The sequence below is a fragment of the Pseudomonas sp. NFPP24 genome (assembly GCF_900112095.1).
Taxonomy (GTDB): domain Bacteria; phylum Pseudomonadota; class Gammaproteobacteria; order Pseudomonadales; family Pseudomonadaceae; genus Aquipseudomonas; species Aquipseudomonas extremorientalis.
This window is the reverse complement of the sequence record NZ_FOKD01000002.1, coordinates 231,629-255,497: the sequence shown is the minus strand read 5'-3', so window position 1 is coordinate 255,497 and position 23,869 is coordinate 231,629. Positions and strand designations below refer to the sequence as shown.

At 60.7% G+C, this 23,869-nt stretch carries 27 protein-coding genes and 1 tRNA gene; 13 read left to right on the top strand and 15 right to left on the bottom strand.

Annotated elements, in window-relative coordinates; genetic code table 11:
* Positions 1-5: 5 nt before the first annotated feature.
* Positions 6-947: a CAF17-like 4Fe-4S cluster assembly/insertion protein YgfZ gene (locus BM026_RS04910; RefSeq protein ID WP_093527567.1), complete on the bottom strand. Its 942-nt coding sequence runs from the start codon at positions 945-947 to the stop codon at positions 6-8.
* A gap of 142 nt (positions 948-1,089) precedes the next feature.
* On the opposite strand from BM026_RS04910, the gene BM026_RS04905 reads away from it, so the two are divergent.
* On the top strand, positions 1,090-1,344 hold the full coding sequence (locus tag BM026_RS04905) for an FAD assembly factor SdhE (protein ID WP_071488932.1): 255 nt from the start codon (positions 1,090-1,092) through the stop codon (positions 1,342-1,344).
* Complete coding sequence (locus tag BM026_RS04900; RefSeq protein ID WP_071488933.1) at positions 1,328-1,774, top strand: protein YgfX; 447 nt, start codon at positions 1,328-1,330, stop codon at positions 1,772-1,774. Before BM026_RS04905 ends, BM026_RS04900 begins: the two co-directional genes overlap by 17 nt.
* Here BM026_RS04900 and nadB read toward each other — a convergent pair.
* The gene (nadB, locus tag BM026_RS04895; RefSeq protein WP_093527565.1) at positions 1,743-3,359 is read right to left on the bottom strand and encodes an L-aspartate oxidase; all 1,617 of its coding nucleotides are present in this window, start codon (positions 3,357-3,359) and stop codon (positions 1,743-1,745) included. The genes BM026_RS04900 and nadB overlap by 32 nt on opposite strands.
* Before the next feature lie 463 nt (positions 3,360-3,822).
* Between nadB and rpoE the strand changes: the two genes are divergently transcribed.
* Genes rpoE through BM026_RS04880 form a run of 3 tightly spaced genes read left to right on the top strand, consistent with a single transcriptional unit; the run spans position 3,823 to position 6,002 of the window.
* Complete coding sequence (rpoE, locus tag BM026_RS04890) at positions 3,823-4,404, top strand: RNA polymerase sigma factor RpoE/AlgU (protein ID WP_003172477.1); 582 nt, start codon at positions 3,823-3,825, stop codon at positions 4,402-4,404.
* Positions 4,405-4,436: 32 nt separating this feature from the next.
* Positions 4,437-5,024 (top strand): sigma-E factor negative regulatory protein, encoded by a 588-nt coding sequence (locus BM026_RS04885; protein WP_071488935.1) that lies wholly within the window; start codon positions 4,437-4,439, stop codon positions 5,022-5,024.
* Positions 5,025-5,039: 15 nt separating this feature from the next.
* Positions 5,040-6,002, top strand: coding sequence for a MucB/RseB C-terminal domain-containing protein (locus BM026_RS04880; protein WP_092247210.1), 963 nt, complete (start codon positions 5,040-5,042; stop codon positions 6,000-6,002).
* Between the two features lie 29 nt (positions 6,003-6,031).
* Here the strand turns inward: BM026_RS04880 and BM026_RS28850 are convergent, their stop codons facing one another.
* Complete coding sequence (locus tag BM026_RS28850) at positions 6,032-6,211, bottom strand: hypothetical protein (RefSeq protein ID WP_102592614.1); 180 nt, start codon at positions 6,209-6,211, stop codon at positions 6,032-6,034.
* Between the two features lie 25 nt (positions 6,212-6,236).
* Between BM026_RS28850 and BM026_RS04875 the strand changes: the two genes are divergently transcribed.
* A complete protein-coding gene (locus BM026_RS04875) occupies positions 6,237-7,673 on the top strand; it encodes a DegQ family serine endoprotease (RefSeq protein WP_092247213.1) in 1,437 nt (478 codons plus the stop codon).
* Positions 7,674-7,738: 65 nt separating this feature from the next.
* Here the strand turns inward: BM026_RS04875 and BM026_RS04870 are convergent, their stop codons facing one another.
* On the bottom strand, positions 7,739-9,172 hold the full coding sequence (locus BM026_RS04870) for a M48 family metalloprotease (protein ID WP_071488938.1): 1,434 nt from the start codon (positions 9,170-9,172) through the stop codon (positions 7,739-7,741).
* 94 nt (positions 9,173-9,266) lie between these two features.
* Between BM026_RS04870 and BM026_RS04865 the strand changes: the two genes are divergently transcribed.
* Both BM026_RS04865 and BM026_RS04860 read left to right on the top strand, forming a co-directional pair.
* On the top strand, positions 9,267-9,506 hold the full coding sequence (locus BM026_RS04865) for a sulfurtransferase TusA family protein (RefSeq protein ID WP_092247220.1): 240 nt from the start codon (positions 9,267-9,269) through the stop codon (positions 9,504-9,506).
* Positions 9,507-9,536: 30 nt separating this feature from the next.
* The gene (locus BM026_RS04860) at positions 9,537-10,607 is read left to right on the top strand and encodes an AI-2E family transporter (protein WP_092247223.1); all 1,071 of its coding nucleotides are present in this window, start codon (positions 9,537-9,539) and stop codon (positions 10,605-10,607) included.
* Positions 10,608-10,647: 40 nt separating this feature from the next.
* On the opposite strand, the gene BM026_RS04855 is transcribed toward BM026_RS04860, so the two are convergent.
* Positions 10,648-11,121: a peroxiredoxin gene (locus tag BM026_RS04855; RefSeq protein WP_071488941.1), complete on the bottom strand. Its 474-nt coding sequence runs from the start codon at positions 11,119-11,121 to the stop codon at positions 10,648-10,650.
* Positions 11,122-11,131: 10 nt separating this feature from the next.
* On the bottom strand, positions 11,132-11,692 hold the full coding sequence (locus tag BM026_RS04850) for a glycine cleavage system transcriptional repressor (RefSeq protein WP_003172487.1): 561 nt from the start codon (positions 11,690-11,692) through the stop codon (positions 11,132-11,134).
* A 273-nt stretch (positions 11,693-11,965) separates the two neighbouring features.
* Between BM026_RS04850 and dapA the strand changes: the two genes are divergently transcribed.
* From dapA to BM026_RS04825, 5 genes are all read left to right on the top strand, one after another.
* Positions 11,966-12,844: a 4-hydroxy-tetrahydrodipicolinate synthase gene (gene dapA, locus BM026_RS04845; RefSeq protein WP_092247226.1), complete on the top strand. Its 879-nt coding sequence runs from the start codon at positions 11,966-11,968 to the stop codon at positions 12,842-12,844.
* A gap of 17 nt (positions 12,845-12,861) precedes the next feature.
* Positions 12,862-13,977 carry an outer membrane protein assembly factor BamC gene (bamC, locus tag BM026_RS04840; RefSeq protein WP_058425138.1) on the top strand — a complete coding sequence of 372 codons (1,116 nt, stop codon included), beginning with the start codon at positions 12,862-12,864 and terminating at the stop codon, positions 13,975-13,977.
* A 4-nt stretch (positions 13,978-13,981) separates the two neighbouring features.
* Positions 13,982-14,740: an MBL fold metallo-hydrolase gene (locus tag BM026_RS04835; RefSeq protein WP_012722776.1), complete on the top strand. Its 759-nt coding sequence runs from the start codon at positions 13,982-13,984 to the stop codon at positions 14,738-14,740.
* A gap of 27 nt (positions 14,741-14,767) precedes the next feature.
* The gene (purC, locus tag BM026_RS04830) at positions 14,768-15,481 is read left to right on the top strand and encodes a phosphoribosylaminoimidazolesuccinocarboxamide synthase (RefSeq protein ID WP_093126057.1); all 714 of its coding nucleotides are present in this window, start codon (positions 14,768-14,770) and stop codon (positions 15,479-15,481) included.
* Positions 15,482-15,564: 83 nt separating this feature from the next.
* Positions 15,565-15,654 (top strand) — tRNA-Ser (locus BM026_RS04825).
* Between the two features lie 422 nt (positions 15,655-16,076).
* Here the strand turns inward: BM026_RS04825 and BM026_RS04815 are convergent.
* The 9 genes from BM026_RS04815 to BM026_RS04775 form a co-directional block, all read right to left on the bottom strand.
* Positions 16,077-17,303: an MFS transporter gene (locus BM026_RS04815; protein WP_071488945.1), complete on the bottom strand. Its 1,227-nt coding sequence runs from the start codon at positions 17,301-17,303 to the stop codon at positions 16,077-16,079.
* A 255-nt stretch (positions 17,304-17,558) separates the two neighbouring features.
* Positions 17,559-17,771, bottom strand: coding sequence for a cold-shock protein (locus tag BM026_RS04810; RefSeq protein ID WP_092247232.1), 213 nt, complete (start codon positions 17,769-17,771; stop codon positions 17,559-17,561).
* 68 nt (positions 17,772-17,839) lie between these two features.
* Entirely contained in the window at positions 17,840-18,052 is a 213-nt protein-coding gene (locus BM026_RS04805; protein ID WP_092247236.1) for a cold-shock protein, read from the bottom strand.
* Between the two features lie 284 nt (positions 18,053-18,336).
* Positions 18,337-20,262 carry a response regulator gene (locus tag BM026_RS04800; RefSeq protein ID WP_093527563.1) on the bottom strand — a complete coding sequence of 642 codons (1,926 nt, stop codon included), beginning with the start codon at positions 20,260-20,262 and terminating at the stop codon, positions 18,337-18,339.
* A complete protein-coding gene (locus BM026_RS04795) occupies positions 20,252-21,115 on the bottom strand; it encodes a sensor histidine kinase (protein ID WP_092247242.1) in 864 nt (287 codons plus the stop codon). The genes BM026_RS04800 and BM026_RS04795 overlap by 11 nt, the downstream gene beginning before the upstream one ends.
* Complete coding sequence (locus BM026_RS04790) at positions 21,108-22,115, bottom strand: ATP-binding protein (protein WP_092247245.1); 1,008 nt, start codon at positions 22,113-22,115, stop codon at positions 21,108-21,110. Before BM026_RS04790 ends, BM026_RS04795 begins: the two co-directional genes overlap by 8 nt.
* Positions 22,106-22,510 (bottom strand): ATP-binding protein, encoded by a 405-nt coding sequence (locus BM026_RS04785; protein ID WP_071488948.1) that lies wholly within the window; start codon positions 22,508-22,510, stop codon positions 22,106-22,108. The genes BM026_RS04790 and BM026_RS04785 overlap by 10 nt, the downstream gene beginning before the upstream one ends.
* A complete protein-coding gene (locus BM026_RS04780; protein ID WP_017254285.1) occupies positions 22,507-22,869 on the bottom strand; it encodes an STAS domain-containing protein in 363 nt (120 codons plus the stop codon). The genes BM026_RS04785 and BM026_RS04780 overlap by 4 nt, the downstream gene beginning before the upstream one ends.
* Positions 22,870-22,871: 2 nt before the next feature.
* Positions 22,872-23,723: an STAS domain-containing protein gene (locus BM026_RS04775; RefSeq protein ID WP_093527561.1), complete on the bottom strand. Its 852-nt coding sequence runs from the start codon at positions 23,721-23,723 to the stop codon at positions 22,872-22,874.
* Between the last annotated feature and the right edge of the window lie 146 nt (positions 23,724-23,869).

The following is a 23,869-nucleotide window of genomic DNA, read 5'->3' as shown; positions in this document are numbered from 1 at the left end:
GGCGATCAGCGCTGGATCTCTCGATCGCGGTCGAGCGTGTAAGGCAGGTCGAGCAGTTGCAAGCGGGGCCCCTCCAGCGCGCCCAGGTGCACATCTTCACTATCGGCAGCTTCGGCTTGCAATACGGCCAGAAGTTCAACGGTCTGGTCAGCTTTTGCGGCGATCACCACTTCGCCGATCGAGCTGTTATGGCTGGGAGAAAACAGCGGAGTGCCTGGCGCGGGCATTTCAGACGTATCGAGACTCAGGCGGTACAGGCGACGTTTGAGTTTGCCCAGGTACTGCATGCGCGCGACGATTTCCTGGCCGGTGTAGCAGCCTTTCTTGAAGCTGACGCCGCCCACGGCCTGCAGGTTGAGCATCTGTGGAATGAACAGTTCGCGGGTCTGGGGCATGACCTGGCCGATGCCGGCGCGGATCTGTCCCAGCAGCCATTCATTCAGATCGGTTTGTTCAAGGGTTGCAGCCAATTGACTGCGTACGGCGTCGCCTTGCTCGGCAGGTACCCAAAGTTCAGCGCGGCCAGGGGAGACGCGGATGGCGATCAACGTATCGTTGCGCACGACGCTGTCGGTCTCGGCAGGCAGCTCAAGGCCAAGGCCCGTCAGGGCCGGGTCGGCATTCATCAGGCCGAAGCGCACCCAGGAGGCGCTTTCATCGGTGAGTTTGGACTTGGAAAACACGGCGTATTTTTTCAGGTCCGCCAGTTGCGGCTCCAGCAGCTCGCTGGCCATGGCCAGCAACACGCCGTCACCTTGCAGCAGGATGCGGAAGCTCGACTGCATGCGCCCTTTTTGCGTGCAGCGCGCGCCGAGGCTGGCCTGGGTGTCGCTCAGGTAATTGAGGTTGCAGGTCAGTTGGCCCTGAAGGAATTTGGCAGCGTCGGAACCGCGGACGGCGAGAACGCCTTCGTGGGACAGGGGGCAGAAGAAAGCAGAGTCGGCCATGGGTCATCGCAGGTCAAAAAAAGTCATGGGTGCATCATAGAGGGGCGCCCGGCAAATGGATAGTTTCCGTATGGGGCGACCAAAGCCGACTGTTCCGGTGCCGTCGGGTCTGTATACTTGCCGCCTATTTGAGGAGCGCTCCATGGTCGAAGATGTAGAAATCAATCGCCTCTACTGGCACAGCCGTCGCGGCATGCTGGAGTTGGATGTGTTGCTGGTACCTTTCACCAAAGAGGTCTACGCGACGCTCAATCAAGTGGATCGCGACCTCTATGTGCGGCTGCTGACGTGCGAAGACCAGGACATGTTCGGCTGGTTCATGGAGCGCGCCGAGTCGCAAGACCCGGAGCTGCAGCGCATGGTCCGCATGATCCTGGATCGTGTCCAGCCCAAGTAATAGCTTTGAATGCCGCTGGCAGGCCTCGCGGCTGTTGCTGGCGGCGTACCTGCTTGCCCAGCTGTTTGCGCTGGGCGCCTTGATGTTTATGCAACTTCCTTTTTCGAGCCTGGGCATGCTGGTGTGCCTGGCGCACGCCGCCTGGGTTTTGCCGCGTTCTATCTTGCTGACTCACCGTTCGTCGATTCGTGGCCTGCGACGCGATGAAGATGGTTGGCAGCTATGGAGCGCCGCACGGGGCTGGCACGCCGTGCAATTGCGTCCCGACAGCCTGGCGTTGCCGTTGATCGTGGTGCTGCGTTATCGGGTGCAGGGCGAATGGCGGGTACGTTCAGCCTGTGTGCCCAGGGACGCGCAGGCCGCCGATGTGCATCGGCGCCTGCGTGTGCGCCTGAAGTTCAGCCGCCGTAGGTGGTTGGCACCAGGATAGTGTCGCGGGCCTCGGGCAGCATCTGCGGGTAGTCGAGGGTGTAATGCAGGCCCCGGCTCTCCTTGCGTTCCATGGCCGAGCGGATCATCAGTTCGGCGACCTGGGCCAGGTTGCGCAGCTCGATCAGGTCGCGGCTGACTTTGTAGTTGCTGTAGAACTCATCGATCTCGTCCAGCAGCAGCCGCACCCGGTGCTGCGCCCGTTGCAGGCGCTTGTTGGTGCGCACGATCCCCACGTAGTCCCACATGAAACGGCGCAGCTCGTCCCAGTTGTGCGCGATGATCACATCTTCGTCCGAGTCGGTCACCTGGCTGGCGTCCCAGCGGGGCAGGGCGGCGGGCACCGGAATGCGCGGCAGTTGTTCAAGGATGTCCGCCGCTGCAGAGCGCGCATAGACGAAGCATTCGAGCAGCGAGTTGCTGGCCATGCGGTTGGCACCGTGCAGGCCGGTGAAGCTGGTTTCGCCAATCGCATAAAGGCCGGGTACGTCGGTACGTCCGTGCTGGTCGACCATCACGCCGCCGCAGGTGTAGTGCGCGGCCGGTACTACGGGGATTGGGCCTTTGGTGATGTCGATATTGAAGGCCAGGCAGCGCTCGTAGACGGTGGGGAAGTGGGTCTTGATGAAGGCTTCGGGCTTGTGGCTGATGTCGAGATACACGCAGTCGATGCCCAGGCGCTTCATTTCATGGTCGATCGCGCGGGCGACGATATCGCGCGGGGCCAGTTCGGCACGGGGGTCGAGACGCTGCATGAAGCGCTCGCCATTGGGCAGTTTCAGGAGCGCGCCTTCGCCACGCAGCGCTTCGGTGATCAGGAAACTCTTGGCCTGTGGGTGATACAGGCAGGTGGGGTGGAACTGGTTGAATTCCAGGTTGGCCACCCGGCAGCCGGAGCGCCAGGCCATGGCGATGCCATCACCGCAGGCGCCATCGGGGTTGCTGGTATAGAGGTAGACTTTGGCCGCGCCACCGGAGGCAAGGATGGTGAAGCGTGCGCCGTAGGTGTCCACCTCGCCGCTGCCGCGATTGAGCACGTAGGCGCCGAGGCAGCGCTCGCCGTCCAGGCCCAGGCGTTTTTCGGTGATCAGGTCGACGGCGACGCGTTGCTCCAGCAATTCGATGTTGGGGCGTTGGCGGGCCTGGTCGAGGAGTGTCCTGAAAATAGCCGCGCCGGTGGCATCGGCGGCATGGATGATGCGGCGGTGACTGTGGCCGCCCTCGCGGGTCAGGTGGAACTCGAAACCACCGTCGTCGCTGCCTGCGTGTTCATCGCGGGTAAAGGGGACGCCCTGGTCTATCAGCCATTGGATGGCCTCGCGGCTGTGCTCGACGGTGAAACGCACCGCTTCTTCATTGCACAGGCCGCCGCCGGCGTTGAGGGTGTCTTCGACGTGGGATTGCACGGTGTCGGTGTCGTCCAGCACCGCGGCGACACCGCCCTGGGCCCAGAACGTAGAGCCGTTGGCCAGGTCGCCTTTGCTCAGAACCGCAATGCGCAGGTGGCTGGGAAGGGTCAGCGCAAGGCTCAAGCCGGCCGCACCGCTGCCGATCACCAGGACATCGTGTTGAAACTGTTGGCTCATTTGAAGGATTCCGCAAAAAGCGATCCGAAGAGGTGGCGCAAACAGGACGCCTGGATCGGCGAATCAAAGGGTCACACGGGCTACTAGTATATAGAGGGGTGGAGCGGCACAATAGCCGGGCATTCGTGGCAATGTGAGATTACGGTGCACGGCTCGGGTAAAATCAGCTGGTTATTGAGGCGGGAACTTTTTGCATGGCCCCCGACTCAATAGCAGGTTGCCCGAAAGCTGGGAAAACGTTGAGTTTATTGGCCCGTCGGGAGCATTGGACGCGTCAGAAAACCGACGACAAGATTATTCGCGCAGTCGGCGTTGCCCGTGCTGCGTTTTTCGTGTGTGCCAAATCAGTGCGTGCCGGAAACTTGCTTGAAGGGGGAGAACTTTTGCGAAAAGACCGAGTCTATGTTTGCAAGCCTGATCGTTTAGTTATGCAAGCCTCCTTCAAGTACTACGAGGAGTGTTCATGCTAACCCAGGAAGAGGATCAGCAGCTGGTCGAGCGCGTTCAACGCGGCGACAAGCGAGCTTTTGATCTGCTAGTGCTGAAATACCAGCACAAAATTCTCGGGTTGATCGTGCGGTTTGTGCACGACACCCATGAAGCGCAGGACGTTGCACAGGAAGCCTTTATCAAGGCGTACCGTGCACTTGGTAACTTTCGCGGTGATAGTGCGTTTTACACGTGGCTATACCGAATCGCCATCAACACGGCGAAGAACTATCTGGTGTCTCGCGGACGCCGCCCACCGGATAGCGATGTAAGTTCAGAAGATGCGGAATTTTACGATGGTGATCACGGCCTCAAGGATCTCGAGTCGCCGGAGCGTGCATTGCTGCGCGACGAGATCGAAGGCACCGTTCATCGCACAATTCAGCAACTGCCAGAAGATTTGCGTACGGCGTTAACTTTACGTGAATTCGATGGTCTGAGTTACGAAGACATTGCGAGCGTCATGCAGTGTCCGGTGGGGACTGTAAGGTCACGGATTTTCCGGGCCCGGGAAGCCATCGATAAAGCCTTGCAACCGTTGTTGCAAGAGAACTAAAGACAGCGGCGACAGCCAAGAGAGGAACCGCCATGAGTCGTGATGCCCTGCAGGAATCGCTGTCCGCAGTGATGGATAACGAAGCGGATGAACTGGAACTTCGTCGAGTGCTCAACGCATTTGATGACGCCGAAACCCGTGATACCTGGTCTCGTTACCAAGTCGCTCGGGCGGTGATGCACAAGGATCTTCTAATCCCTCGTCTGGATATTGCTGCGGCCGTTTCTGCTGCACTGGCTGATGAAGCCGTTCCGGCAAAGGCTGCTCGTGGTCCATGGCGTAGCCTGGGTCGCCTGGCGGTTGCTGCCTCGGTGACTGTCGCCGTGCTGGCGGGTGTTCGCCTGTACAACCAGGACGAGATCGCCGGTGCCGAACTGGCTCAGCAGACCCAGCAGCCGGTAATGGCGGGTCCGCAGGTCAAAGGCCCAGCGGTATTGGCCGGCTACAAGGAAAGCGCTGACACCACCGGCCCGATGGCCAACGGTGTACTGCAAGGGCAATCCGGTTGGCAAGACCAGCGTCTTCCAGGCTACCTGCGCCAACACGCACAGGAATCGGCTCTGAAGGGCACTGAAAGCGCTCTGCCTTATGCTCGTGCAGCAAGCCTGGAAAACCGCTAATCCGTAAGGAGCTCTATGCGAGCCATACCGCTCCTTACGCTTTTGCTCAGTGGCTGGTTTGCACTCCCCGCCCACGCCGATGAAGCCCAAGACTGGCTGACTCGACTTGGGCGTGCAGAGCAACAGCAAAGCTTTCAAGGTACGTTCGTCTACGAACGCAACGGCAGTTTTTCTACCCATGACATCTGGCATCGTGTCCAGGACGGTCAGGTCCGTGAGCGGCTCTTGCAGCTCGATGGTTCTGCCCAGGAAGTCGTGCGGTTGAATGGCCGGACGCAATGCGTCAGCGGCACTCTTGTCGCAGGCCTTGGCAATTCGCGTGATGCACCATCACGTGCGCTTGATCCGCAAAAACTCAATCAATTCTACGAACTGGCCGTCATTGGCAAGTCCCGCGTGGCCGGTCGAAATGCGGTCATCGTATCGATCACGCCGCGTGACCAGTACCGTTATGGCTTTGAACTGCACCTGGATCGGGAAACCGCGCTGCCGCTCAAGTCCCTGTTGCTCAATGATCAAGGGCAGTTGCTGGAGCGCTTCCAGTTCACGCGGTTGAATACTTCCGTCGTGCCTGATGACCGGGAACTGCAACCCAGCAACGACTGCACACCTATCGCCGTCGTTAATAGCAAAGCGCCCGAGGTGCAATCTACCGAGACTTGGCATATGGAATGGTTGCCACCGGGTTTTCAATTGACCAACACCAGTGCCCGCAAAGATACCCAGACCAAGGCGACCGTCGACAGCCTGATGTATGAAGACGGGCTGGCGCGGTTCTCGGTATTCCTGGAGCCGATCAGCGATGCAAGCATGACGGAGACCCGCACTCAGTTGGGCCCTACAGTCGCGGTATCGCGTCGGCTGAATACGGTAGACGGTGAGATGATGGTAACGGTGGTGGGTGAAATACCCATCGGCACCGCAGAGCGTATCGCCCTATCGGTGCGCGGTGAAAAAAAGCCAGCCGCCCAACCGTGAGTCGTTAATCCTATGTTCATCCTGACGTTTCACTGTATTCCCATGCCAGGTTGGCTGCCGAGAGCATGAAATGTCTGGATCAGCATTTTCACTTGCAAAAATCCCCCATGTTTTTTATAGGTCAGGGCTTGTCGGCTCTGGCCTTGTTTTATTCGCGGAACAAAGATGTCGGTCGCGGTTTCCGGCGTTTCTTGAACCCTGTCGCTCAACCCTGCTCGTCGTAACGGGAGCTGTATGTCGATACCACGTTTGAAGTCTTACCTATCCATAGTCGCCACGGTGTTGGTGCTGGGTCAGGCCCTGCCTGCGCAAGCAGTCGAGCTGCCTGACTTCACCCAATTGGTCGAGCAAGCCTCACCTGCCGTGGTGAACATCAGTACCACGCAGAAACTGCCGGATCGCAAAGTCTCCAACCAGCAGATGCCGGACCTGGAAGGCCTGCCGCCGATGCTGCGCGAGTTCTTCGAGCGCGGCATGCCGCAACAGCGCGCACCCCGTGGTGGCGGTGGTCAGCGCGAGGCCCAGTCCCTGGGCTCGGGTTTCATCATTTCGTCGGACGGCTACATCCTTACCAACAACCACGTGATTGCCGACGCTGACGAGATTCTCGTGCGCCTGGCCGATCGCAGTGAGTTGAAAGCCAAGCTCGTCGGTACCGACCCACGTTCCGACGTGGCCTTGCTGAAGATCGACGGCAAGGACTTGCCTGTGCTCAAGCTGGGCAAATCCCAGGACCTGAAAGCCGGCCAGTGGGTGGTCGCCATCGGCTCGCCGTTTGGTTTTGACCATACCGTGACCCAAGGCATCGTCAGCGCCATCGGCCGCAGCCTGCCGAACGAAAACTACGTACCGTTCATCCAGACCGACGTGCCGATCAACCCGGGTAACTCTGGTGGTCCGCTGTTCAACCTGGCGGGCGAAGTGGTCGGCATCAACTCGCAGATCTACACCCGTTCCGGTGGCTTCATGGGGGTGTCGTTCGCGATCCCGATCGACGTGGCCATGGACGTTTCCAACCAGTTGAAAAGCGGTGGCAAGGTCAGCCGCGGTTGGTTGGGTGTAGTGATCCAGGAAGTGAATAAAGACCTGGCTGAGTCCTTCGGCCTCGACAAGCCGGCCGGCGCACTGGTTGCACAGATCCAGGACGACGGCCCGGCTGCCAAAGGCGGCCTGCAAGTTGGCGATGTGATCCTGAGCATGAACGGCCAGCCAATCGTCATGTCGGCCGACCTGCCGCATCTCGTAGGTGCGCTCAAGGCGGGTAGCAAAGCCAAGCTGGAAGTGATCCGCGAAGGCAAGCGCCAGACTGTTGAGCTGACCGTGGGCGCAATCCCTGAAGAAGGCGCCACCCTGGATGCCCTGGGCAATACCAAGCCGGGCGCCGAGCGCAGCAGCAACCGCCTGGGCATCGCCGTGGCCGAGCTGACCGCTGAGCAGAAAAAGAGCTTTGACCTCAAGAGCGGCGTCGTGATCAAGGAAGTGCAGGATGGCCCGGCGTCTCTGATCGGCCTACAGCCGGGTGACGTCATCACCCACCTGAACAACCAGGCGATCGAGACCACCAAGCAGTTCACCGACATCGCCAAGGCGTTGCCGAAGAACCGCTCGGTGTCGATGCGTGTGTTGCGTCAGGGCCGCGCCAGCTTCATTACCTTCAAACTGGCTGAGTAAGTCGGTAATAACAAAAAGCCCCGCCTTCGTTTAACGAGGGCGGGGCTTTTTTGTGCCTGATCGGTTTAGCTCATCATCCCTTTGACCAGGCGTTCCTGTTCGATCAACTCACGCTGGCGTGCATCGATGCGCGACGACAGCGGGAAGTTGCTGCCGGCGCGACGCTTGGCAAAATCCAATTGCTGGATGGCCTGCTGGAAATCACCGACCAGCGCAAAGTACTCGGCGCGGGCCTGATGCAAACCGATGATGTTGCCCGACAAACCGCGTGTCTCAGCGACCTGGTACCACACGTCCGGGTCATCCGGGCGAGACTTGAGCAAACCGTCCAGTGCCTTTTCTGCATCCGCCGTGCGGTTCTGCTTGAGCAGCAGGTCCACGCGCACCTGATTCAACGGATAGTTGCCTGGGTACTGGGTGAGCATCCGATCCGTGCGTTGCTGGGCATCCGGCAGGCGGCTGTTGTCGATGTCCAGCTGGATCTGCGCCAGGTTGTAGGTGATGTCGTTGGGCGCCTTGGCCAGCAGCGGCGCGAGGTTTTCCCGAGCCTGCTTGAATTGGGAGCCTTTGATCTGGGCGATAGCCAAGCCGTAGCGCGCTACATCGTTCTTCGGGTTTTCGTCCAGCTGCGCCTGGAAACGCTTGGCGGCGAGGCCAGGGGTGTCTTCGTATTGCAATTGCACGCGCGCACGGATGAGCTGATAACGCAGGCTGTCTTCCTTGCCGCCAGGCTTGGATTGCTCGGCGCGGTTGCGGGTGTCGGCGATCCGCGATTCGGTGACCGGGTGCGTCAACAGGAACTCCGGCGGTTTGGCGTCGAAGCGGTATTGGCGCATCAGGCGTTCGAACATGGTCGGCATGGAGCGCGGGTCATATCCGGCTTTTTCCAGGTTGAGGATGCCGATACGGTCTGCCTCTTGTTCGTTCTGGCGAGAGAACCGACGTTGTTCCTGGATCGCCGCGGCCTGGGTGCCGGCAATCGCGGCAATGCCTGCATCGCCTGCACCCGCCGCAGCAGCAATGATGCCGCCGAGCAGGGCGGCCATCATCGGAATCTGCATGCGCTGTTGCGCTTCAACGCCACGGGCGAAGTGGCGTTGGGACAAATGCGCCAGTTCGTGAGCCAGTACCGAGGCATATTCCCCTTCGGTCTGGGCGTTGAGGAACAGGCCGCCGTTGACCCCGACGATGCCACCCGGTGCGGCAAAAGCGTTCAGTTGCGGGCTGTTGATCAGGATGAATTCCAGCCGCCGGTCATTGACCTGGCTGGTCTCCACCAGCTTGTACACGCTGGTTTCGACGTAGTCCTTGAGCTGCGGGTCGTTGAGTTGCGAGACCTGGCCCCGCAGGTAGGCCAGCCACGCGCGGCCCAGTTGGTATTCCTGTTGCGGCGAGACAATGGCAGAACTGGCGTCGCCAAGTGACGGCAGGTCGTCGGCGAAGCCTGGGGAGGCCAGCAGGCAAGCCAGCGTCAGCAGGGTGGGGCGCAAAAAAGTCATGCACAGAGCCTTTCGACAAAGAGCTTACTGTAGCCGGACACTGAGCTTCGGACCAGATATTCTAAGCACTCTCAACGCTTGCCCGGAGTAAACCATGACCAACGCTGTAGCCTTTGATGCCGAACTCGATGCCAGCGGCCTCAATTGCCCGCTGCCTTTGCTCAAGGCCAAGCTGGAACTCAACCGTCTGAGCAGTGGCGCAGTGCTCAAGGTGATCGCTACGGACGCCGGCTCCCAGCGTGATTTCCGTACGTTTGCCAAGCTGGCCGGCCACACGCTGCTGCATGAAGAAGACGCCGCCGGTGTGTACCGTTACTGGTTGCGCAAGGCCTGAATCGTTTGCCCTATCACCCGAGGTTGATTGATGTTCAAAGTGTTACGAGACTGGATCCAGCGCTACTTCTCCGATGAGGAGGCGGTGGTGCTGGCAGTCCTGCTGTTTCTGGCCTTTACGGCCGTACTCACCTTGGGCGGCATGCTGGCGCCGGTATTGGCGGGGATGGTGCTGGCTTACCTGATGCAGGGCCTGGTCACTACGCTAGAGCGCCTGCACCTGCCGGGTGGGGCGGCGGTAGGGCTGGTGTTCGCCTTGTTCATGAGCTTGTTGGTGCTGTTTATCGTGGTGGTATTGCCGTTGCTATGGCATCAGTTGATCACCCTGTTCAATGAACTGCCCGGCATGCTCGCCAAGTGGCAGTCGCTGTTGCTGTTGTTGCCGGAGCGCTACCCGCATCTGGTGTCGGACGAACAGGTGCTGCAAGCCATCGAAGTGGCGCGCGGCGAGATCGGAAAGTTCGGGCAATGGGCGCTGACCTTTTCTCTGTCCAGCCTGCCGCTGCTGGTCAACATCATGATCTACCTGGTGCTGGTGCCGATCCTGGTGTTCTTCTTCCTCAAGGACCGCGCCATGATCGGTCGCTGGGTGCGAGGCTACCTGCCGCGCGAGCGCGCGCTGATCACCCGGGTGGCGGAGGAAATGAACCGGCAGATCGCCAACTACATTCGCGGCAAGGTCATCGAGATCATTATCTGCGGGGGCGTGACCTACATCGCCTTCATCGCCCTGGACCTGAACTACGCAGCCTTGTTGGCCTTGCTGGTGGGGATTTCGGTGGTAGTGCCCTACGTCGGCGCCGTGGTGGTGACGGTGCCCGTGACCTTGATCGCTTTGTTCCAGTGGGGCTGGAGCGACCAGTTCATCTACCTGATGGCGGTTTACGGGATTATCCAGACCCTGGATGGCAATGTGCTGGTGCCGCTGTTGTTCTCAGAGGCAGTCAACCTGCACCCGGTGGCGATCATCTGCGCGGTGCTGTTGTTCGGTGGGTTATGGGGATTCTGGGGCGTGTTTTTTGCGATCCCGCTGGCAACGCTGTTCAAGGCGGTGCTGGACGCGTGGCCGCGGCAGGAGCCTGTCGTGGCGCCGCTTCTGTAGTGAGCGGGACAAGCCCGCTCATACAAAAGTCTGCTGCGTCTCAGGCTTTGTTCAAGGCCTGCGCCGCCGCCAGCACGGCATCCACATGGCCCGGCACCTTCACACCACGCCATTCCTGGCGCAGCACGCCATCCTTGTCGATCAGGAAGGTGCTGCGATCCACGCCGAGGTATTCCTTGCCGTACAGCTTCTTCAACTTGATCACATCAAACAGCTGGCAAACCGCTTCATCCTTGTCACTGATCAGCTCGAAGGGAAACTCCTGTTTGCCCTTGAAGTTCTCGTGGGACTTCACGCTGTCACGCGACACGCCAAACACCTCGGTATTGGCCGCCTTGAACGCTGCGTACTGATCACGAAAGCCCTGGCCTTCGGTGGTGCAGCCCGGCGTGCTGTCCTTCGGGTAGAAGTAGATCACCACTTGCCTGCCCTTGAGGGCGGCGAGGCTGAAGGTCTGGCCGCTGGTGGCCTGGGCTTCGAAATCGGCTACGGGTTTGTCGATGACTACCGCCATGAAAACTTCCTTACATTGGGTTCTGTGGGCGCCATGGCTCGATCAAGGCGTCGAGGTTCAAGGCATCGGCGAAATCCAGGAACTGGTCGCGCAACCAGCTGATCTGCACGCCGGCCGGCAGGGTCACGGTAAACGTGGCGTTCAGCATGGTGCCGCCGGTTTGCGGGGCCTGGTAGGTGTCGCAGGTCAGGTTCTCCAGCTCGACGTTGTGGTCGATGAAGAACTGGCACAGCTCATTGACGATGTCCGAGCGGTAGGCGGAGCTGACGTAAGCCACATACGGCAGGGCCTGGGGACGATTCTCCAGGGCTGCGCTGCGCACCACGTTGACGGTGAAGTCATGCTTCTTGGCCAGGCCTGGCAGGCCGGTCTCCAGGCGCGCCAGGGCATCCCAGGTGCCGGAGATCTGCAGGACCAGCGCGCTGCACTCGCCGTGGCGGGTCAGGCGGGAGGTCACGACGGCGCAGCGGTTTTCATGGCTGGCGCGGCACAGGACGTTGGTCAGCTCCATGGGGTTGGCGCCGAGGGCACTGATAACAAGGAATTGTTCGCGAACTGTGGGGGTGGACATGCAGCCTTCCTAAAACGATGAGCGGTCGATACCGTGTGGGCTGTATCGATCAAAGGATGAAGGGTAGCGAAAACCGTCGCCAAGGGATAGGAGGTGGCGTTTTCATTGCGTGATCGGTCCGATTTCAGCGTGCTTCAGGGCATGCTTTCGTCCAATGATGGCATTGCCCGTCGTTTAGTTGCGGCAGAACGCATCCTCAGGCGGTACTTCGCTTGTGCAAGCATCTTGGCGCCAGTACCATTACGGCTCTCTTTTTCCGGCAGGAGCGGTTGCATGATTGCGGGCAGTATGGTGGCACTGGTCACACCCATGGATGCACAAGGTCATCTCGACTGGGACAGCCTGGGCAAACTGGTGGACTTCCACCTGCAAGAAGGCACCAATGCCATCGTGGCGGTCGGCACCACCGGTGAATCGGCTACCCTCGACGTGGAAGAACATATCCAGGTCATCGAATTCGTGGTCAAGCGTGTTGCCGGCCGTATTGCCGTGATCGCCGGTACGGGAGCCAACTCGACGCGTGAAGCCATCGAGCTGACCAAAAACGCCAAGAAGGCTGGCGCCGACGCCTGCCTGCTGGTGACCCCGTACTACAACAAGCCGACCCAGGAAGGCCTGTACCAGCATTTCCGCGCCATTGCCGAAGCGGTCGATATCCCGCAGATCCTCTATAACGTACCGGGTCGCACCGCGTGCGACATGAAGGCCGAGACCGTGATCCGCCTGTCCACCGTGCCGAACATCATCGGTATCAAGGAAGCCACCGGTGACCTGCAGCGCGCCAAGGACATCCTGGCCGGCGTGAGCAGCGATTTCCTGGTGTATTCCGGTGACGACGCCACCGCTGTCGAGCTGATCCTGCTGGGCGGCAAGGGCAACATCTCCGTGACCGCCAACGTGGCCCCCCGCGCCATGAGCGAAATGTGTGCCGCCGCCATCGCAGGCGACGCCGTGACCGCCCGCGCGATCCACGAGAAGCTGATGCCGCTCAACAAGACACTGTTTATCGAATCCAACCCTATTCCCGTGAAATGGGCACTGACTGAAATGGGCATGATGCCGGGCGGTATCCGTCTGCCGCTCACCCGTCTCAGCGAAGCCTGTCACGAACCGCTGCGACAGGCCCTGCGCCAGTCCGGCGTCCTGGTTTAATTGAGGAAGCACTACGCATGAAGCGATTGGCCGGACTTTCCGCACTTGCCTTGATTATCTCCAGCACCAGTGGCTGCGGTTGGATCTGGGGCCCGGAAGGCTACTTCCGTGACCGCGGCAGCGATTACCTGGAAGCACAACCCACCAAACCGATGGAATTGCCGCCGGGCGTCAACGTCGCCAAGCGCCTTGACCCGTTGCTGCCGATCCCGCGCAACGTCGCCGACGACACCACCAAGGGTGAATACGTGGTGCCGCGTCCACAGCCGATCTCGGCGGTGGCGGATGCCAGCGACTACAGCCTGCAGAAGAGCGGCGACTCGCGCTGGATCGTGGCACAACGCCCACCTGCCGAAGTCTGGCCGGTGGCCGTGCAGTTCTTCCAGGACAACGGTTTCCGCCTGGACGAGCAGCGCCCGCAGACCGGTGAGTTCACCACCGCATGGCAGCAGGGCAGCGAGCTGTCCGCCACCATGGCCAAGCGCTTGCAGGCCGGTGGCGTAGCCGCCGACAGCGAAGCCCGCGTGCGTGTGCGCATCGAGCCAGGCGTACAGCGCAATACCAGTGAGGTCTACGTGGTCAGCGCCGAGCGCCCGGCCGGCAGCACCGCCAACGTTGACTTCACCAACCGCTCGGTTAACACCGGTGTCGACTCGGCGCTGGTCGACGAGATGCTGGCCAGCATGAGCCGTATCTCCGAGAAGGGTGGTTCGGTTTCCCTGCTCGCCGCCCGTGATTACGACACCCCGAGCCGCGTCAGCCTCACCGAAGACGGCAGCGGCAACGTGGTGCTGAACCTGGGTGAAGACCTCGACCGTGCATGGGCCAGTGTTGGCCGCGCGTTGGAGCAGGGCCCTTGGCGCGTTGAAGACATCAACCGCAGCCTGGGCCTGTACTACATCAACGTGGCGGAAAAGGCCGAGCGTAAAGACGACGAGCCTGGTTTCTTCGGCAAACTGTTCGGCAGCAAGCCGACCAAGGAAGAGATCGAGACCCGCGCCGAGCGTTACCAGGTTCGTTTGAGCAAGGTGGGCGACAGCGTGCAGGTCACCGTCGAGAAGAACATCAATACCGTTGCGCCAGCTGAAACAGCGCGCAAAGTGTTGGGCGTGATTCAGGACAACCTGGGCTGATCCGATGCGTTTTGCCGTTCTCGGCAGCGGTAGCCAAGGGAACGGCACGCTGGTCGCACATGACGACACGTATGTGCTGGTGGATTGTGGTTTCTCGTTAAAAGAAACCGAGCGGCGCCTGCTGCGCCTGGGGGTTCACCCCGCGCAGCTGAGCGCGATTCTGGTAACCCACGAACATGCCGACCACGTGCATGGCGTGGGTTTGCTGTCTCGGCGCTACAATCTCCCGGTGTACCTCAGTCGCGGCACCTTGCGCGGGATGCGCAAACCCATTGAACCCGCAGGTTTCCTGGCCGGTGGCGAGCAGTTGCAAATCGGCGCCTTGAGCATCGACGTGATTGCCGTGGCGCATGACGCCCAGGAGCCGACGCAGTATGTCTTCAGTGACGGTGAGCGGCGCTTCGGCGTACTGACCGACCTGGGTTCCTACTGCGCCAAGGTGTTGGACGGCTACCGGAACCTCGATGCTTTGATGATCGAGTCCAACCATTGCCGAGACCTGCTGGCCCGTGGTCATTACCCCTACTTCCTCAAGCAGCGGGTGGGCGGCGAACTGGGACATTTGAACAACCACCAGGCGGCGTACCTGGTGTATGAGTTGGGCTGGCAAGACTTGCAACACCTGGTCCTGGCCCACCTGAGCAGCAAGAACAACCTGCCGCAGCTGGCCCGGCAATGTTTTGTCGACACCCTCGGGTGCGACCCGGACTGGCTGCAACTGGCCGATCAAGATTCAGGGCTCGACTGGCGACACATCGCCTAGCCCACCATTTAGCAAGCGGAGCCCATCATGGAAAAACGTGAAGAACTCTACCGCGGCAAAGCCAAGTCGGTGTACAAGACCGACGACGCCAACCGCCTGATCCTGCTGTTTCGCAACGACACCTCGGCGTTCGACGGCAAACGCATCGAACAACTTGATCGCAAAGGCATGGTGAACAACAAGTTCAACGCCTTCATCATGCAGAAGCTCGAAGCGGCCGGCATCCCGACCCAATTCGACAAACTGCTGGGCGACAACGAGTGCCTGGTCAAGAAGCTCGACATGATCCCGGTTGAATGCGTCGTGCGTAACTACGCCGCCGGCAGCCTGGTCAAGCGCCTGGGCGTGGAAGAGGGCCTCAAGCTCAATCCGTACACCTTCGAACTGTTCCTGAAGGACGACGCCAAGGGCGACCCGTTCATCAACGAATCCCACGTCGTGGCATTCGGCTGGGGTACCGCTGAGCAACTGGCGCGCATGAAGGAGCTGTCCCTCAAGGTCAACGACGTGCTGAGCAAGCTGTTCGACGCCGCCGGCCTGCTGCTGGTGGACTTCAAGCTCGAGTTCGGCGTGTTCCACGACGGCTCCATCGTTCTGGGCGACGAATTCAGTCCGGACGGCTGCCGCCTGTGGGACAAGGACACCAAGAAGAAGATGGACAAAGACCGCTTCCGCCAGGGCCTCGGTGACGTGATCGAAGCCTACGAAGAAGTCGCCAATCGTCTCGGCGTACCGCTTTAATCGACGCAAGCATCTGATAGCACGGAAAAAAATCGCTTCGGCGCTTTGCATCCACGAATCATGCTGTTATGATGCGCGCCGTTGGAGAGATGCCAGAGTGGCCGAATGGGACGGATTCGAAATCCGTTGTACCTTCACCGGTACCTAGGGTTCGAATCCCTATCTCTCCGCCATTACATAGAAAAAGCCCCGTAGCCGAGTAAGCTACGGGGCTTTTTCATTTTGGAATGTAATCGTTCCTTCGCTGTGGCCAGCAAGCCTTCAAGCGTGACCCTGCTTCTTGCCCCTGGGCTTTGACGGCGGCTTTTTATCCGTCTCCTTCACCGTCTCCCTAGGCCTCTTCTTTGCCTCAGCCTCTGTCACGTACTCCCCTGTGACCGCATCACGATATCTAGCTGGCATATAACCTCCTTGGCAGTCTGTCGCCACGGCGGCGACTTTTTCAGGCTAGCCCAGGGGCCCGGGGGCACAAGATTCATTGTGCGAATTCTCATTACCAGGCTTTTCCATCGCTGTGACGGTCGTTGCGACATTGAAAATAAAAAAGCCTGCTGGGCTTAAGGCTCAGCAGGCTTTTTGGGTGGGCACTCTTCGCTCAGGCGGGTTGGGCCGCCAGGCTATTGCTTACATTCCGCCCCAGCACCAGCACGGTCATAAAACCGACGCCGACCAAGGCCGTGGCCAGGCTCAACAACACCGAGCTGCCCATCTGGTCGACGATCCGCCCGCCAAAGAACGAACCCAGGGCAATGATCACCTGGAACAAGGCGACGAACAGCGGCATGCCGCGTTCGACATCCTTGGGCGCGACCACGAACATCCAGATACTTGCACAGGCCGGGAAGGCGCCGAAGGCAAAGCCCCACAGGCCGATCAGCATCGCTGCGCCGGTCATGCCGGTGGCGAAGTAAGGGAAAAGGGCGGTGCTGGTGCCGATCATCAGTGCAACCAGCATCAAGGTGTGGCGTACGCTGCGGTTGGCGGCAAAACCGGCAAAAATATTTCCGAATACCCCAGCCACGCCAAAGAGCAGCAACAGTGAACCAATCGTTGGGCCGTCGAAACCGGAGCTGTATTTAAAGAACGGTGCGACATAGGTGTACGCAGCAAAGTGTGCCAACCCGATCAGCAATACCGCGATCAACCCGACCCGAGCCCGTGGGTTGATGAACAAGGCGGGCAGGTCGCGCACGAGAATGGCTTTCTCCGGGTCCAGCCGGGGCAGCAGGAGGACCTGCGCCAACAACACCGGGATACCCACCAGCGCGGTGACCAGGAACGTCATGCGCCAACCCATCAAGCCACTGAGCCAGGTACCGACCGGCACGCCCAGTACGGTGGCCAGGGTCACGCCCATCATGATGATCGAGGTGGCCTTGGCGACGTCCACTCCCTTGGGCGCCAGGCGGCCGCTGAGGGCGATGGCCGTCGCCCAGAAACCGCCGATACTGATGCCCAGCAGCACGCGGCCGAACAGCAGCAGGCTGAAGTCACTGGCGAACGCCACGACCATGTTGGCAATGATCATGATCAGCGTCAGGCCGATCAGCAGGTAGCGGCGGTCCATGGCGCCAATGATCACCGACAGCAACGGGGCGGCGAGGGCCGCCATGATGCCGGGCAGGGTCACCATCAGACCGGCGTGGCCGGCACTGATGCCGAGGTCGGCGGCGACGTCGTTGAGCACGCCCACCGGGAGAAACTCACTGGTGACCAGGGCGAAGGCACCGACGGCGACCGAGAGAATCGCCAGCCACTGCTGTTTGACGCTCTGTTGATTATGTTCGGGGAGGCCGCTGGGGGCTTGGCTGGCACTTGGCATGGTGTTGGGTTCCAGGGTGAATGTCGCCTGAAGCCAGGCGCGGGGGAGGGAAATTGGAGGCGATTATAGGAACCGGTACTGAAAATCGGGCAGGCGCTCGTTTCGATAGTAATCATCAGTGCTATCGATGCGACGCTCTGGCACGCACTGCATGACGAGGCAGCAGTCCGTGCGCAGGTGGGGCGTTGGCCGTACGGGGGAGGAAAGAGTGAAAGGCGTGCCGCGAACGCGGTTCATGGCACGCCGTAGGCTGCACTAATGCGTACTGGGTTCTTCCTCAACGCGAATGTTGAATGCCTCCAGCACACCGTCGCTTCTTCTTCTCAACTCGTAGGTCACGGTTTGCCCTTCGCGTAGCAACTGGCCTCCCCTGGCGAAGGACGGGCTGTGGAAGAAGATATCCTGGTCATCGTAGGTCGCTGTCTCGCTGCTGGTGGTGATTGCAGTCCGCGGAGCTTTACAGGGCATGGCCGTTCTCCTTTTTCAGTGCAACATAGCGACTTCAGTGAGGGCCTCAAACGTTGATCCGAAGGGGATCAGACCTGCACGGCCACTTCATCCGCCTGCATGCCCTTCTGACCTTGCACGGCTACGAAAGTGACTTTCTGCCCCTCTTTCAATTCTTTGTATCCATCCCCCTGAATCGCTCTGAAATGAACGAAAAGGTCAGGCCCGCTCTCCGGAGTAATGAACCCATACCCTTTTTCGCTGTTGAACCACTTCACCGTACCGTTTTGTCTTCCGCTCATTCTTCGTATCCTCGCAAACCCATGTCTCCCGCTGTACGCCGACACATTGCCGGTAGCGGTATGCCTAAGCAAAGTCCCGAAGCGGCCACCCGTCAACGCGTTGCAAGACCAGCGGTACTGTCATTCCTGACAGGTTCGCGGCTCGATCAATTGAGTGATACTGCGCAGTTTTACGGTGAAAATTTCTGAGGCCCGGGCACGCGTGCGTTCCAGCACCGGATCGCTGCCGCCTTCCGCCAGCAGATAGGCTTCCTGCCCTGTTAGGTGTCCCGGTCTATCGGCGCCTAGCCCTGCTCCCCTACGCCCTGTCTGATCTTTTCCAGCAGCTCATCGATATGAAAAGGCTTGGTGATCAGGTCCATGCGTTCGCCCAGGAAGTTCTGGCGGTTGGCCGCATTCTCGGCGTAGCCGGTCATGAACAGGATCGGCAGGTTGGGGTTCAGGGCTCGCGCGTGGTCGGCCAGCTCCCGGCCAGTCATGTACGGCAAGCCGACATCCGTCAGCAGCAGATCGATGCCCGCATTGGCTTTCAGGATGACGATGGCTTCGTCACCATCGGCCGCCAGGCTGCAGCGGTAGCCGGCATCCGTCAGTACCTCGGCGACAAAACTGCGGACCGAGGGCATGTCTTCAACGATCAGTATGTGTTCGCCCTTGCTGTTGCCCGGCACCGCCACGGTCTTGGTGGCAAGGGTGGCGGGGCCGTCGGCGGCGGGGAGCATGAGGGTCACCTCGGTGCCCTGGCGGGTCACGCTACGAATCTGTGCATCACCGCCGGACTGGCGGGCAAAGCCATAGATGGTCGACAGACCCAGGCCGGTGCCCTGGCCGACGGGTTTGGTGGTGAAGAAGGGGTCGAACACCTTGTCGATCACGCTGTGCTCGATGCCCACACCGTTGTCCCGTACCGACAGGGCAACGTACGGCCCATCTTCCAGCTTGAGGTTGCCGTTGGAATACGACGGGTAAGTCGTCACCCAGATAATCCCGCCCTGGGGCAGTGCATCCCGCGCGTTGATCACCAGGTTCAGTACCGCACTTTCCAGTTGGATCGGGTCTACCAGCGCCACGGCAAGGTTGCTCGTCAGCTCCAGTTTCAGGGCAATGTGTTCGCCGATGGTGCGCACCAGCAACTCTTCCAGCGAGCGGATATGTGCGTTGATATCGGTCGGCCGGGTGTCCAGCGGCTGCTGGCGGGCGAAGGCGAGCAGACGGTTGGTCAGGCCGGCGGCGCTCAGGGCTGAACTGAGCGCCGCGTCGGCATAACCCAGGACCTTGTCGGTGCGCTGGCTTTCGATGCGCTTCTTGATCAGTTCCAGGCTGGTGATGATGCCCGTCAGCAGGTTGTTGAAGTCGTGGGCGATACCGCCGGTGAGCTTGCCCAGGGCATCCATTTTCTGGGCCTGGAGCAGTTGCGCTTCCGTACGTGCCAACTGGGTGGCGGCGTTGGCCAGCTCGGCCTGTTGGTGACGTTCACGATGGCGGTGTTCGGTCACGTCCTCGACAAACACCAGGCTCAATTCGGCGCGGTCATAGGGCGAAATCTGCCATTCGGTTTCGCGCAGTTGCCCATCGACCTTCATCTGCAGCGTGCCCTTCCAGCGTTCACCCGCCGCGAGGCGCAGGCACAGCTCCTGGATGACGCTGTATTGATCGCTGGCGAAGCATTCGAGCAGGGCGTCCGGGTTGAGGTTGTCGTGGATCAGTTGGGCGAAGGCGTGGTTGCACTCGTGAACCTTCAACTGCGCGTCCATCACCGCAATCGGTGCGCTGATATTGAAGAAGATTTCCCGGAAGCGCGCCTCGCTTTCGCGCAGTGCGTATTCGGTGTCGCGTACCCGCAGCAAGGTGCGCAGGGTCGCCAGGAGCACCTCGGGGTCTACCGGGTGGATCAGGTAGGCATCGGCGCCTGCGTCCAGGCCGGTGATGATGTCGCCGGTCTCGATGGACGCCGCCGAAACGTGCACCACCGGCAGCAAGGCCGTGGCCGGGTTGGCACGCAAACCACGCACGATGTCGAAGCCGCTCATGTCCGGCAGGTTGACGTCCAGGATCAGTGCGTCGATCTTGCCCCTCGCGATCAGGTCGAGCCCTTCCTGGCCCGTGCCGGCTTCCAGTACCAGGTAATGATGGCGCTCCAGGCGTCGGCGCAGGGCATAGCGCGTGGCAGCGTTGTCGTCGACGATCAGCAGTTGTATGTCACGTTTCATCGACGGTCTCGCTGGCGATGGAAAAGGGAATGACCACAAAAAACAGCGAGCCCACACCGGGTGTGCTTTCCACGCCTACCCGGCCACCGAGCAGTTCGGCGAAACGCTTGCACAAGGACAGGCCCAGGCCGGTGCCGCGCAGGCGCTTTTGCAACGGCGAATCGATCTGGGAAAAGTCTTCGAACAGATTGCTGTGCAATTCACCCGGTATACCCAGGCCGGTGTCCTGCACCGCAAAGCGTATCTCGTGTTCATTCTCCATGCGCGCCGACACCCGCACTTCGCCCTGCGCGGTGAACTTCAGCGCGTTGGAGATAAAGTTGCGCAGGATCTGCGCCAGTTTCTTGTCATCGGTGTAGAGCTTGGGCAAGCCGGAGGGCTCTTCGAAGATCAGGTCCACCGAGGACGCATCGACAATCGGCCGGAACATGCCGCGCAACGCCGAGAACAGGTCGAACATATCGAACCAGGCCGGGGAAATGCTGATACGTCCGGCCTCGATCTTCGCCAGGTCCAACAGGTCATCGACCATCTCGCGCAGTTCGCGGGCCGAGTTGCGAATGAAGCCGACCTGGGTGTGCTGTTCCTCGCTCAACGGGCCATCCAGCTCATCGGCCAGCAGGCTGGTGATGCTCAGGATCGAGCCCAGCGGCGTGCGGAACTCATGGCTCATGTAGGACAGGAAGCGGCTCTTGAGGTCCGACGCCTGGCGCAGTTGGTCGGCCTGGGTGTCCAGTTCGGCATACAGTGCCAGCACGCCCTGGTTGGTTTCGTCCAGCTCGGCACGCAGGGCGTCCGCCTCCAGGCGAAGGCGTTGTATTTCAGCGGCGAGCGCGGCAGGGGTATCAGCCATCAATGGCCTCCAGGGCAATCACGAAGACCGTGACGTCATCCCGGCCGCGACAGAAGTCACGGTGCAGGACGGCGGCGATCAGGGCAGGGTGGCGGTGGACGAGCCCGGGGTAGTCCGACAGGTTCCAGCGTGACTGCAGGCCGTCGCTGTAGAGGATCAGCAACTGGCCGCCCACTTGAGCGTAGTCGAAGGCATGTGCCTTGCGAAACTGCACGCCGACGATCCCGGGATGGGAGGCCAGGCCACGGGACTTTTCCGGCCCGATCAGGCTGGCGCCAATATTGCCCACGCCGGTAAACCTCAGGTTATCGGCCTGGGCATCGTATTGGGCCACGGCGAGGGCGCCACCGCGGGTGCCGTTCATGGCAATGTGCAGATCGTTCATCAGCACCGTCGAATCCAGGAAGGCATTCTGGGCAAATACCACCTCACCTGCCCGGGCGGCTTGCTCGGCATATTCGCCATGGCCCAGTCCATCGGCCACCATCACACTGAAACCACCGGGTTCGATTGCCAGGTGCCAGGCATCGCCGCAATGCGGATCATCATGCAGTGAGTGCTGGCTGACCCCGTAGCGAATGTCCTTTGCCACTGAGCCGCGTGGATACAGCCTGGCCAGGATCGCCGTTCCGCGTGGATTGGCGTAGGCATCGAATACCTGGGCCAGGCGCGAAATCGCACCCAGGCCAATCCCTTGGGTGCCCCCGGTAGAGTAACCGTCCACCAGGCAGCTATTCAGGTCGAAGCCTTGGCCACGGTCGATGGCGACCAGTTCGAGGCCGCCATTACCGGTGGTGCGCAGGTGCAGTTGGCCATGTTCGGCATGCTTGAGGACATTGCTGGCCAGTTCGGTGGCCACCAGGGCCACGCGCCCGGCATCGGTGTCGTCGAAGCCCAACTGCTCGGCGAGTTGCTGCGCCGTGCGGCGGGCGTGGCCGACCTGGCTGGTGTCTTCAATCAGCAGCACATGCGTCAAGGCACTGGGAATATTCAGGCCCATCGGGTGATCGTCACGCGGGTGCCCTGGCCTGGCGCGGTCTCCAGTTCAAATTCATCCACCAGGCGCTTGGCCCCGGTGAGCCCCAGGCCCAGGCCGCTGCCGGAGGTCCAGCCGTCGGTCATTGCCAGTTTCAGGTCGGGAATGCCCGGGCCTTCATCGCGAAAGGTCAGGCGCAGGCCGGGTCGGTGGTCTTTTTCGACCACCGCCCAGTCCATGTAGCCACCCTTGCCATAGACCACTGTGTTGCGCGCCAACTCGCTGACCGCCGTGACCAGCTTGGTCAGGTCGATCAGGCGCATGCCGCAGTCCTGGGCCAGTTTGCGTACGAGTTGTCGAGCCAGCACGACGTCCTGTTCGATCAGCACCGGGTGGGTGCCATTGCTGGCTTGGGTCATGAGTGTTCTACCCGGTCGCGCAGCAGTTTCATGCCGCGCTCGACATTCAACGCCGTCGCCACGCCAGGCAGGGTCATGCCCAGTTCCACCAGCGTAATGGCTACGGCGGGCTGCATGCCGACCAATACCGTCTGGGCATCCATGATGCGCGACAGCCCGGAGATGGTGCCGATCATGCGTCCGATGAACGAGTCGACCATGTCCAGCGCCGAGATATCGATCAGCACACCGCGGGCGGAGGTACGGCTGATGCGCTCGGACAGGTCGTCCTGCAGGGTCAGCGCGAGTTGGTCGTGCATGTCCACCTGGATGGTCACGAGCAGGAACTCGCCCATCTGCAAAATAGGGATGCGTTCCATGCTTAAACGGCCTTGGTGACGGTAACGCCTAAGCGTTTGAGGGAGAGTGCCAGCGCATCGGCCAGGTTGGCCTTGGTGACCACGCCTTGCAGGTCGAGACCCAGGTGCACGATGGTCTGCGCGATTTGCGGGCGTACGCCACTGATGATGCAGTCGGCACCCATCAAGCGGATGGCCGTGACGGTTTTGAGCAGGTGCTGGGCGACCAGGGTGTCGACGGTCGGTACGCCGGTAATGTCGATGATCGCGATTTCCGCGCCGGTGTCGACGATGCGTTGCAGCAGCGATTCCATCACCACCTGGGTGCGTTGCGAATCCAGGGTGCCGATCATCGGCAGGGCCAGGACGCCTTCCCACAACTTGACCACCGGCGTGGACAGCTCCAGCAACTCTTCCTGCTGGCGCTTGATCACCGACTCGCGGGATTTCTGGAAGGTGCGGATGGTGTGCATGCCCAGGGCGTCGAGCAGCTCGGAGACTGTCAGCAGTTGTTCGGCCAATTGTGCCGGTTGGTCGGCATATTCACGCTGCAACAGCGTGAACAGCGGGCCCTTGAGGACAAAAATGAAGCTGGCGGTCTGCTGCGAGTCCTGGCCGGCGAGGGCGCGGGTGTGGGAGAGCTTTTCCAGGAATAGGCGGGTTTGTGCCCAGTTTTCATGATCGATGTGCTGCGAACCGCCATTTTGCAGGGCTTCAGTCAGCAGAGCCAGGAACTCGGCGGTCTGTGTTTGCACGTCGTCAGGCTTGATATTGCGCGTGGCCCCCGAGGCTTCGAGACGGGCTTTCCATTGGTCAAGGAGAGAGCTGCGATTAGCTTGCAGGGCCTGGATTGTGTTCGTTTGCAGAGTTGCCACGGTAACCTCCTTGAATGCCATTGATGCGGTGCGCGCAATCTATACTAAATTGAGCTGTTTGGAATTGTTTCAAGCGGATTCGTTCGGGGGGGGCGTCACTTTAAAAAGTGCCCTGGGGGACTATAGTTTGGGCCTTCTGTTTGGCC